This is a genomic window from Streptomyces sp. NPDC047117 (assembly GCF_040643545.1).
GTDB lineage: Bacteria > Actinomycetota > Actinomycetes > Streptomycetales > Streptomycetaceae > Streptomyces.
Map to the genome: position 1 here is coordinate 77,939 of NZ_JBEYUN010000027.1, position 9,119 is coordinate 87,057.

Genomic DNA, 9,119 nt, shown 5'->3' on the forward strand with positions numbered 1-9,119 from the left:
CGGCGCGGCGGCCGGCCGCCCGAGCCGCTTCACCCGCGGTTCACCTGCATTCCAGCCGTCGTGTCAGTGGCCCGTGTTTCCATGGAGACATGATCGAAGCAATTCCTGCGATTCCTGCAAACAACGACGACAGGACGGACAGGGCGGACAGCACGGACATGACGGCGGCCGGGACGGCCGGCGCGACCGCCATGACGACGGCCGACGCGGTGCTCGCCGCGGTCGACCCGGACGGTGTCGAGAAGGCCGTCCGGGAGGCAGCGGCGGCGGAGATCCTGCCCCGCTTCCGGCAGCTCGCCGCCCACGAGGTGGTCGAGAAGAACGGCCCGCACGACCTGGTCACCATCGCCGACCGGCGCGCCGAGGAGCACCTCACGGCCGCCCTGAAGGCGCTGCTCCCCGGCTCGGCCGTGGTGGGCGAGGAAGCGGTGCACGCCGACCCCGCGGTCCTGGAGGCGCTGCACGGCGACGCGCCCGTGTGGATCGTCGACCCGGTCGACGGCACCCGGCAGTTCGTGCACGGCGACCCCGGCTTCGCGACCCTGGTCGCGCTCGCGTACCGCGGCGAGCTGCTGGCCTCCTGGACGTACGCGCCCGCGCTGGACGAGATGGCCGTCGCGGTCCGCGGCGCCGGCGCCCGGCTGAACGGCCGCCGCCTGCGCTCCGGTTCGCCGCACGAGGGCAAGACCCTCGAAGTCGCCATGTCCCACCACGACTTCACCACCGTCGCGGAGAAGAAGGCACTGTCCGGGCTGGCCTGCGAGGGCATCGCGGCGCGCCCCTGCGGCTCGGCGGGCCTGGAGTACCTCGCCATCGCCCGCGGCACCCTGGAGGCCATCGCCTTCACGTGGGAGAACCCCTGGGACCACGCGGCGGGCCTGCTGCTCGTCCACGAAGCGGGCGGCAGCAGCGCGACCCTCTCCGGCGCGCCGTTCCGGATATCCGGCGGCAACACCCTGCCGTTCACCGCGGCGCGGGACGCGGCCACCGCCCGGCGTATCCTCGACCTGCTGGCGGCCGCCGGCTGATCCTCGACGGCGAGGGTCGACACGAGGGGAGTGGCGCAGGTGCCGACGATGCTCGATGCCGTGGTGATCGGGGCCGGACCGAACGGCCTGACCGCGGCGGTCGAACTGGCCCGCCGGGGCATGTCCGTCGAGGTCTTCGAGGCCCGGGACACCATCGGAGGCGGCGCCCGTACGGAGGAGCTGACCCTGCCGGGCTTCCGGCACGACCCGTGCTCGGCCGTCCACCCGACCGGCATCGGCTCGCCCGCCTTCCGCGCCCTCCCCCTGGAGCGCTACGGCCTGGAGTGGCTGCACCCCGAACTCCCCATGGCCCACCCCTTCCCGGACGGCAGCGCCGCGGTGCTGGCCCGCTCCGTGGGCGAGACCGCGAGGTCCCTCGGCGTCCGCGACGCCGGCGCGTACCGCCGTCTGGTCGAACCCTTCCGCGGCAAGTGGGACACGCTCGCGCGGGACATGATGCGCGGCGTCCTGGAGGGGTTCCCCCGCGACCCGGTGACGCTGGCCCGCTTCGGCCTGGCCGGCGTCCCCCCGGTGACCGTGCTCAACAGCCGCTTCCGCGACGAGAAGGCGCGCGCCGTCCTCGCCGGCTGCGCGGCCCACGTCATCCACCCCCTCAGCGGGATCGCCACCGGCGCCATCGCCCTGACCTTCGTGCTGGCCGCGCACGCCTACGGCTGGCCCATCGCGCGCGGCGGTTCGCAGGCCGTCCCCGACGCGCTGGCCGGGTACCTGCGCGACCAGGGCGGCGAGATCCACACGGACTACGAGGTCAAGCGGCTGGACGACCTGCCGCCCGCCCGCGCGTACATCTTCGACACCTCGCCGACGGCGCTGGCCCGCATCGCGGGGCTCGGCAACGCCTTCAGCAGGTACCGCTACGGCCCCTCCGCCTTCAAGATCGACTATGCCCTGTCCGGCCCCGTCCCCTGGACCTCGGAGGCTGCCCGCCGCGCCGGCACGGTCCATGTCGGCCCGACCGCGGGCGACATCGGCCTGGCCCTGCGCGAGGTCCACCAGGGCCGCGCCCCCGAACGCCCCTTCCTCATCACCTCGCAGCCGACCCTGACCGACCCGAGCCGCGCCCCCGAGGGCAAGCACACCTTCTGGGCGTACGGCCACGCCCCGAACGGCTGGACGGGCAACCTCACCGACGCCGTCGAAGCCCAGCTGGAACGCTTCGCCCCCGGCTTCCGCGACCTCGTCCTGGCCCGCGCGACCGCCGGCCCGCCCGAACTGGCCGCACGCAACGCCAACTACGTCGGCGGCGACATCGGCGTCGGCTCCTTCTCCGGCCTCCAGACCCTGTTCCGCCCCAAGCCCCGCCGCATCCCGTACGCCACCTCCCACCCCGCCGTCTTCCTCTGCTCCTCCGCCACCCCACCGGGCGGCGGCGTCCACGGCATGTGCGGCCACAACGCGGCCCGGGCGGCCTGGCGCCGCATCAGGGAGACGCGGCGGTAACGGGAGCCCCGCGGCCTGCGGCGGGCGCGTCCGCTGCGCCATGATGCCCCCATGAGTAAGACCGAAGGCACGTACGACGAGGGCGGGCGGTTGTCGCTCGTTCTGGGGGACATCACCGAGCAGGACGTGGACGTGGTGGTGAATGCGGCCAACTCCTCGCTGCTGGGCGGTGGGGGAGTGGACGGGGCGATCCATCGGAAGGGCGGGCCGCGGATCCTGGAGGAGTGCCGGGCGCTGCGGGCTTCCCGGTACGGGCGTGGGCTGCCGACCGGGCAGGCGGTGGCCACCACGGCGGGGGAGCTGCCGGCGCGGTGGGTGGTGCACACGGTGGGGCCCGTGTACTCGCGGGAGGAGGACCGGTCGGCGGTGCTCGCCTCCTGCTACCGGGAGTCGTTGGGGGTGGCGGCCGGGCTGGGCGCGCGGACGGTGGCGTTCCCCGCGATCTCGACGGGGGTGTACGGCTGGCCGCTGGACGACGGGGCGCGGGTCGCGGTCCGGGCCGTGCGGGAAGCGTTTGCCGGTGGCACCGGGCCGTTCGACGAGGTGCGGTTCGTCGTGTTCGACGAGCGGGCGCGCGAGGCGTTCGCGGCGGCGCTGGAGGGGTGACGGCACGCCGGGCGTTGGGGACGGCGGCGCCGGACGGGTGACGCCACGCCGGGGAGCACCGGAGACGGCGGCGCCGAATCGGTGGCACAGAGCGGTGTCCGGCGCTCACGTCCATGTCGGATTTTCGCCAGCCACCCGTCGCCGCCTGCGGAATCCTTGACGTATGCACACCGACACCGAGCGGTGCGTACGCGCCGTGCAGTCCAAGGACGCCCGTTTCGACGGGTGGTTCTTCACCGCCGTCACCACGACGAAGATCTACTGCCGGCCCAGCTGCCCGGTGGCCCCGCCCAAGCCGGCGAACATGCGCTTCTACCCGAGCGCAGCGGCCGCGCAGCAGGCCGGGTTCCGGGCGTGCAAGCGGTGCCGGCCGGACGCGGCGCCCGGCTCACCGCAGTGGGACGAGCGCGCCGACCTGGTCGCGCGGGCGATGCGGCTGATCGGCGACGGGGTCGTGGACCGGGACGGGGTACCGGGCCTGGCCGCGCGCCTCGGGTACAGCCCGCGGCAGGTCGAGCGCCAGCTGCTGGCCGAGCTGGGCGCCGGGCCGCTCGCCCTCGCGCGGGCCCAGCGCGCCCAGACCGCGCGGCTGCTCATCGAGACCACCGCGCTGCCGATGGCGGAGATCGCGTTCGCCGCGGGGTTCGCCAGCATCCGTACGTTCAACGACACCGTGCGGGAGGTCTTCGCGCTGTCGCCGAGCGAGCTGCGGCAGCGGGTACGGCCCGCGCGCCCGGCCGCCGCGCAGGGCCCGCAGCCCGGGGCGGCGGACTCCCCGGCCCCGACCACGCTCACCCTCCGCCTCCCCTTCCGTAAGCCGCTGTGCCCGGACAACCTCTTCGGGCACCTCGCCGCCACGGCCGTACCCGGCGTGGAGGAGTGGCGGGACGGCGCCTACCGCCGCACTCTGCGCCTCCCGTACGGGCACGGCATCGTGGCGCTCACCCCGCGCCCCGACCACATCGACTGCCGGCTGTCCCTGACCGACCTGCGGGACCTCGCGGGCGCCATCGCGCGCTGCCGGCGGATGCTCGACCTGGACGCCGACCCCGAAGCGGTGGACGGGCTGCTGGCGCAGGACCCGGTGCTGGCGCCGCTCGTCGCGAAGGCGCCCGGGCGGCGGGTGCCGCGCACCGTGGACGCCGACGAGTTCGCCGTACGCGCGGTGATCGGGCAGCAGGTCTCGACGGCCGCGGCCCGTACGCACGCGGGCCGGCTGACCGCCGCCCACGGGGAGCGGATCGACGACGCCGAGGGCGGGCTCACCCACCTCTTCCCGAGCCCCGCAGCGCTGGCCGGGCTCGACCCGGAGACGCTCGCGATGCCCCGTACCCGGCGTGCCACGCTCACCGGCCTGATCGCCGCGCTGGCCGCCGGAGAACTGCAACTCGGGCCCGGCGGCGACCGCGAGCAGGCTCGAGCCGCCCTCGCCGCGTTGCCCGGCTTCGGTCCCTGGACCGTCGAGTGCATCGCGATGCGGGCGCTCGGCGACCCCGACGCGTTCACCGCCACCGACCTCGGCGTGCGCCGCGCGGCGCAGGGCCTGGGGCTGCCCGGCACACCCGCAGCGCTGCAAGCCCGGGCCGCCGCCTGGCGTCCCTGGCGCGCCTACGCGGTCCAGTACCTCTGGGCCACCGACGACCACCCGATCAACCACCTCCCCGCCGACTGAGGGAAGCACCATGTCTGTCAGCACCCTGTCCGCGCCCACGCACACCGTCATGACCGGCACGCCGGTCGGGCCGCTCACCCTGGTCGCCCGGGACGGCATGCTCACCGGCCTGTACATGACCGACCAGCGGCACCGGCCGCCGCAGGAGTCCTTCGGGCACCCGGAGGAGCCCGGTACCGAGCCCTTCGCCACCACGATCGCGCAGCTCCGCGCCTACTTCGCCGGTGAACTGACCGTCTTCGACCTGCCGCTCCGCCTCGACGGCACGCCGTTCCAGCAGCGCGTGTGGGCGGCGCTGCGCGAGATCCCGTACGGCGCGACCGTCTCGTACGGCGCGCTGGCCGACCGGCTCGGCAAGCCGTCGGCGGCCCGCGCCGTGGGGCTGGCCAACGGCAAGAACCCGGTCGGGATCATCGTCCCCTGCCACCGCGTCGTCGGCACCGGCGGCGACCTGACCGGCTACGGCGGCGGCCTGGAACGCAAGCGCCACCTGCTGGACTTCGAGCGGGGAGGGACCCTGGTCTGAAGCGGGGAGGGATCCTCGTCGGCGCGGGCGCGGTCGCCGTCCGACGGCGGCCGCGCGGCCTACGCCGAGCGCTGCGGCGGTACGCCGTCCTCCAGTTCGGCCGGGCCGCGGCCGTCCGCGAGGGCCCGGAGCGCGGCGCCGAGCCGCAGCGCCATCCGCGCGTCCACGTACGAGTCCAGCTCCTCCGGGGCCACCAGGCGCCAGGAGAGCAGCTCCTCCTCCTGGAGGCGGATCGCGGCGAACTGCTCCTCGTCCAGCACTCCGCCGTCGAAGAGGTACGACACCAGCGGCGGACGCTGCGGCCCGCGCACCCAGTCGACGACCAGCAGTGGGCCGGGTTCGAGGTCCAGCCCGATCTCCTCGGCGGTCTCCCGGCGGGCCGCCTGCCGCGGCGACTCGTCCTGGTCGGACTCCACCGTCCCGCCGGGCAGGACCCAGGTGTCGCGGTAGTTGGGCTCGACGAGCAGGACGCGGCCGTCCGCGGCACGGAAGACGGTGCCCGCGCCGGCGAGGACCCGGGGCAGGCTGGCGATGTATGCGGCGTAATCCAAGGTCACTCCGCGAGCCTAACGCCACTGCGGGGTGCGCAGTTGGCACCATGGGTCCCACCCGTACCCATGGACGGAGCATTCATGAGACGCCCGGCGTATGCGGCATTCGGCCTGGCGGCGGCGGTCGCCGTGACGGGCGGTGCCGCGCCGCACGTCGTCAACGGCCCGAGCACCGGACCGTTGGTCAGCACCGGCGACGTGGACCTGCTGGAGGACGTGCTGGAGCACATCAGCACCACGTCGGACGGCCGCACCGCCCACCAGACGTATCACCAGACCGAACCGGCGAGTTGAGGGCCGGACGTCACTCCGCCGCCCCGCCGGCGGCCGCCAGCCGGTACGTCCGTGCCGCGAGTTCGCTGATCCGCGCGCCGTCGAAGCCGAAGACGGCGGTGCGTACGCGGTCGTGGAGCGGTGCGGTCCACTGGTCCGGGATCGCTTCGGCGCCGCACAGCACGCCCGCCACCGAGCCGGCCGTCGCGCCGTTGGAGTCGGTGTCCAGGCCGCCGCGTACGGTCAGCGCGATCGTCGAGGTGAAGTCGCCCTCGCCGTGGAGCAGTCCGGCGGTGAGCACGGCGGCGTTCGGGACGACGTGGATCCAGTGCAGGTGGCCGACCTCGCGCGCCATCTCGGTGAGTGTGTCGGCCCAGCCGACTCCCGCGTCGTACAGCGCCACGGTGTGCCGGACCGTACGGGCCAGCCGGCTGCTCGCCGGGATGCGGGCCAGCGCCGCCTCGACGGCCTCGCGCGGGCCGCTCGCCTCGAACGCCGCGGCGATCAGCGCGGCCGCCCACATCGCGCCGTACACGCCGTTGCCGGTGTGCGAGAGGACCGCGTCCCTGCGGGCCAGCGCGGCCGCCCGGCGCGGCTGCCCCGGTGACACCCAGCCGTACACGTCCGCCCTGATCAGCGCGCCGATCCACTCCTGGTACGGATTGTCGGTGGTGGCGGCCAGCGGGGACTGGATGCCGGCGGCGAGATTGCGGTACGTGGCGCGCTCGGCGGTGAAGGTCTGCAGGTACGGCAGCCGGCTCAGCCAGAGGGTGCCGAGCTGTTCGGTGGTGAAGTCCGTGCCGTGGGTCTCCAGCAGCTCCAGGACCAGGACCGAGTAGTCGATGTCGTCGTCCCGGCAGCTGCCGTCGATCCGGCCGCGTACGCACTGGCGCCACTCCGGGCGCAGGTCCGCGGCGTCCTCGGCGCCCGGCGGCGGGGGCAGGTAGTCGGTGAGCGGCAGCGCGTCGGCGCGGCGCAGGTAGTGGTCGATGCGCTCGCGGGTCCAGCGCTCGCCCTGCTCGACGGGCTTCCCGAGCATGTTCCCGGCGATCCGGCCGAGCCAGCCGCCGTGGATCCGGTCGGCGAGGCCGGGCCGCCGAGCGGTGGGAGAGGCACTGCTGTGCGACGGCGTCATGCCTTCAGTCATGCCTTCAGGTGTACCGAAGTCCGCGGGGGTGCGCGCGGACCCGAACGCGCCGAACCGGGACGCCGGGGCCACGCGCGGGGTACCGTACATCCGTACTGGAAGTGGAAAAGTAAATCCGCTTCGTGGAAAACTTGCTCGTCGTCTCTGTTCTCCCCGTCCACCGCCGGATAGGGTCACAGCGGCGCGACGGCAGTTCGACGGCAAGGGGAGTCAGGGTGGCGGACGTGGACGCAGCAACGACAGGGACGCCGGCAGCACACGTGCTGATCGCCGCGGACAAGTTCAAGGGCTCGCTGACGGCCGTCCAGGTCGCCGAGCACGTCACGGCCGGTCTGCGGCGTGCCGTACCGGGGCTGTCCGTGGCGGCGGTCCCGGTCGCCGACGGCGGCGACGGCACGGTCGCGGCGGCGCTGGCGGCCGGCTTCACCCGGCACGAAGCGCGGGTCACCGGGCCGACCGGGGAGCCCGTCACGGCCACGTTCGCGCTGCGCGCCGACGGCACGGCCGTGGTGGAGATGGCCGAGGCGTCCGGCCTTCAACACCTCCCGGACGGCGTCTTCGCGCCGCTCACGGCCACCACGTACGGCACCGGAGAGCTGCTGCTCGCCGCGCTGGACGCGGGCGCGCGCAGCGTCGTCTTCGGCGTCGGCGGCAGCGCCACGAACGACGGCGGCGCCGGCATGCTAGCCGCGCTCGGCGCGCGCTTCCTGGACCGCTCCGGAGAGCCGGTCGCACCGGGCGGCGGGCCCCTCGCGGGCCTGGCCACCGCCGACCTCAGCGGGCTCGACCCACGGCTGGCCACCACCGAGATCGTGCTGGCCAGCGACGTGGACAACCCGCTGACCGGCCCGAAGGGCGCGCCCGCCGTCTACGGCCCGCAGAAGGGCGCCAGTGAGGCGGACGTCGCCACGCTGGACGCGGCGCTGGCGCACTACGCGAAGGTGCTGGAGGCGGCGGTGGGGCCGAAGGCCGCCGAGTACGCGGTGGCGCCCGGTGCGGGGGCCGCGGGTGGTATCGGGTACGGCGCGCTGGTGGGGCTGGGCGCGGAGTTCCGGCCCGGCATCGACGTCATGCTCGACGTGCTCGGCTTCGGGCCGGCGCTGGAGCGGGCCACGTTCGTCATCACCGGCGAGGGCTCGCTGGACGAGCAGACGCTGCACGGGAAGGCGCCGGCGGGCGTGGCGGCCGCGGCGCGCGCCCGCGGGCTGACCGTCGTGGCCGTCTGCGGCCGGCTCCTCCTGCCGCCCTCGGCGCTGCTCCAGGCGGGCATCGAACGCGCGTACCCTCTGACGGCCCTGGAGCCGGACCCGGCCCGGTCCATGGCCCAAGCCGGGCCCCTCCTGGAGCAGGCGGCGGAGTCCCTGGCGCGCGACTTTCTGGCGTAGCAGTCGCTTCCGCTTCCGGGCGCGCCGCCATCGTGGCGCGCCTCGGCGACAAGGCCCCGGACCCGCCCCTTCCCGAAACCGGGGCTGCGCCCCTGGCCCCCAGGATCGCCCTCCGGGCTCGTCCTCAAACGCCGGACGGGCTTGGTATGCCGCCCTCGGCAAAATCAAGCCCCTCCGGCGATTGAGGAGCGGAGCCCCGGCAGGGGCGCGGGGAACTGCGCGCCCGGCCCGCGTGCTCCGGCACGGGGCCACCGGCCCGACGGGGCCGCCCCGCTGCCCCGCTCACCGGCCCGCTGCCGCGCCGCCCTGGTTGCTCGCGCAGTTCCCCGCGCCCCTGGGGCGCCGCTCCGCGGCGGCCCCCCGCAACGCCGGAGGCCCGGTACGAACCCAAGGTTCGCCAACCTGGTGAATTTCGAGCGCACCAAGCGGGCCGACAGCGCCCCGGTGGGCATGGCCTCCGCGCTGTACGA

At 75.0% G+C, this 9,119-nt stretch carries 9 protein-coding genes; 7 read left to right on the forward strand and 2 right to left on the reverse strand.

Translation table 11 applies throughout. The features are described 5' to 3' along the window. The first annotated feature begins 191 nt into the window (after positions 1-191). The 5 genes from ABZ840_RS34675 (at position 192) to ABZ840_RS34695 (ending at position 5,293) form a co-directional block, all read left to right on the forward strand. Positions 192-1,028 carry an inositol monophosphatase family protein gene (locus ABZ840_RS34675; RefSeq protein ID WP_361567050.1) on the forward strand — a complete coding sequence of 279 codons (837 nt, stop codon included), beginning with the start codon at positions 192-194 and terminating at the stop codon, positions 1,026-1,028. A gap of 48 nt (positions 1,029-1,076) precedes the next feature. Next, complete coding sequence (locus ABZ840_RS34680; RefSeq protein WP_361567021.1) at positions 1,077-2,489, forward strand: NAD(P)/FAD-dependent oxidoreductase; 1,413 nt, start codon at positions 1,077-1,079, stop codon at positions 2,487-2,489. A 51-nt stretch (positions 2,490-2,540) separates the two neighbouring features. Next, a complete protein-coding gene (locus ABZ840_RS34685) occupies positions 2,541-3,095 on the forward strand; it encodes an O-acetyl-ADP-ribose deacetylase (RefSeq protein WP_361567024.1) in 555 nt (184 codons plus the stop codon). A gap of 163 nt (positions 3,096-3,258) precedes the next feature. After that, the gene (locus ABZ840_RS34690; RefSeq protein ID WP_361567027.1) at positions 3,259-4,767 is read left to right on the forward strand and encodes a DNA-3-methyladenine glycosylase 2 family protein; all 1,509 of its coding nucleotides are present in this window, start codon (positions 3,259-3,261) and stop codon (positions 4,765-4,767) included. A gap of 10 nt (positions 4,768-4,777) precedes the next feature. Then, on the forward strand, positions 4,778-5,293 hold the full coding sequence (locus ABZ840_RS34695) for a methylated-DNA--[protein]-cysteine S-methyltransferase (protein ID WP_361567030.1): 516 nt from the start codon (positions 4,778-4,780) through the stop codon (positions 5,291-5,293). A gap of 59 nt (positions 5,294-5,352) precedes the next feature. Here ABZ840_RS34695 and ABZ840_RS34700 read toward each other — a convergent pair whose 3' ends face one another. Next, positions 5,353-5,850 (reverse strand): NUDIX hydrolase, encoded by a 498-nt coding sequence (locus tag ABZ840_RS34700; RefSeq protein WP_361567033.1) that lies wholly within the window; start codon positions 5,848-5,850, stop codon positions 5,353-5,355. Positions 5,851-5,925: 75 nt separating this feature from the next. Between ABZ840_RS34700 and ABZ840_RS34705 the strand changes: the two genes are divergently transcribed. Then, positions 5,926-6,138, forward strand: a complete 213-nt coding sequence (locus ABZ840_RS34705; RefSeq protein ID WP_361567036.1) for a hypothetical protein — start codon at positions 5,926-5,928, stop codon at positions 6,136-6,138. 10 nt (positions 6,139-6,148) lie between these two features. Here the strand turns inward: ABZ840_RS34705 and ABZ840_RS34710 are convergent, their stop codons facing one another. After that, on the reverse strand, positions 6,149-7,252 hold the full coding sequence (locus ABZ840_RS34710; RefSeq protein WP_361567053.1) for an ADP-ribosylglycohydrolase family protein: 1,104 nt from the start codon (positions 7,250-7,252) through the stop codon (positions 6,149-6,151). A 272-nt stretch (positions 7,253-7,524) separates the two neighbouring features. Here ABZ840_RS34710 and ABZ840_RS34715 point away from each other — a divergent pair, with 272 nt between their 5' ends. Then, entirely contained in the window at positions 7,525-8,649 is a 1,125-nt protein-coding gene (locus ABZ840_RS34715) for a glycerate kinase (RefSeq protein ID WP_361567056.1), read from the forward strand. Positions 8,650-9,119: the final 470 nt, after the last annotated feature.

Bases quoted from the DNA above. Each gene is read 5' to 3' on its own strand.
- ABZ840_RS34695 (WP_361567030.1), top strand. From the start codon at position 4,778: ATGTCTGTCAGCACCCTGTCCGCGCCCACGCACACCGTCATGACCGGC.
- ABZ840_RS34705 (WP_361567036.1), top strand. From the start codon at position 5,926: ATGAGACGCCCGGCGTATGCGGCATTCGGCCTGGCGGCGGCGGTCGCC.
- ABZ840_RS34680 (WP_361567021.1), top strand. From the start codon at position 1,077: ATGCTCGATGCCGTGGTGATCGGGGCCGGACCGAACGGCCTGACCGCG.
- ABZ840_RS34710 (WP_361567053.1), bottom strand. From the start codon at position 7,252: ATGACGCCGTCGCACAGCAGTGCCTCTCCCACCGCTCGGCGGCCCGGC.
- ABZ840_RS34690 (WP_361567027.1), top strand. From the start codon at position 3,259: ATGCACACCGACACCGAGCGGTGCGTACGCGCCGTGCAGTCCAAGGAC.
- ABZ840_RS34675 (WP_361567050.1), top strand. From the start codon at position 192: ATGACGACGGCCGACGCGGTGCTCGCCGCGGTCGACCCGGACGGTGTC.
- ABZ840_RS34685 (WP_361567024.1), top strand. From the start codon at position 2,541: ATGAGTAAGACCGAAGGCACGTACGACGAGGGCGGGCGGTTGTCGCTC.